The organism is Polaromonas sp. P3_C2, assembly GCF_056402675.1.
This window is the reverse complement of sequence record NZ_JBFUGX010001150.1, coordinates 1-733: the sequence shown is the minus strand read 5'-3', so window position 1 is coordinate 733 and position 733 is coordinate 1. Positions and strand designations below refer to the sequence as shown.

Annotated in this window: 1 protein-coding gene; it reads left to right on the top strand. The window is 60.4% G+C overall.

The window, feature by feature from the left end; all coding sequences use genetic code 11:
- Window positions 1–642, top strand: a 642-nt coding sequence (locus AC1DWI_RS25255) for a substrate binding domain-containing protein (protein WP_477726196.1), incomplete at its 5' end; no start/stop codon positions are given.
- Window positions 643–733: the final 91 nt, after the last annotated feature.

The following is a 733-nucleotide window of genomic DNA, read 5'->3' as shown; positions in this document are numbered from 1 at the left end:
GTCCAGGGCGGCCTGCGAATCACTACCTCCGTAGCTTTCGGACGGCGCGTGCTGGTGCCGCTGGTCATGCGTTTCATGCAGATGCACCCCAAATTGCAAATCGAGCTGAACTTTGAAGACCGTTATGTCAACCTGGTTGAGCAAGGCATTGACGTGGCGATCCGGATGGGGCCGCTCGCTGACTCGACGTTAGGGGCGCGTTACCTGGGTATCAACCCGTGGGTGGTCGTGGCCTCGCCCGAATACATCAAGAAGCGCGGTGCGCCGGCCGATCCTGCGGATCTTGTCACGCACGATGCGCTGATCTACAGCACGGTGCAAGGCGATGCGCGCTGGCATTTCAACGGAGCCGAAGGCCAAGCGCGTCAGGTCTCGGTCAGTGGGCCGCTGCGCTCGAACAATCTCTCGGCGCTGCTGGTGGCAGCGCGCGGCGGTATGGGCGTGGCTGCCTTGCCCCGGTATGTGGCGCATGAGTCGGTGCGCAGCGGTACTCTGGTGCCCCTCCTGAGCGGCTGGGTGCTGCCATCGCAGGAAATCCATGCTGTTTATCCTTCGCCCCAATTGGTGCCGGCCAAGGTCAACGGCTTTGTCGGCTGGCTGCAAGGCCAGTTCGGCGAGTCCTGGTGGGCGGACCAGAAATAGCTACGGGCGAAAGCTTGCCCAGGTCGACCGGCCCGTAATGAATGATTATTCATTGCTAACCCATTTGATACCATGAATTACTTATGAGTTA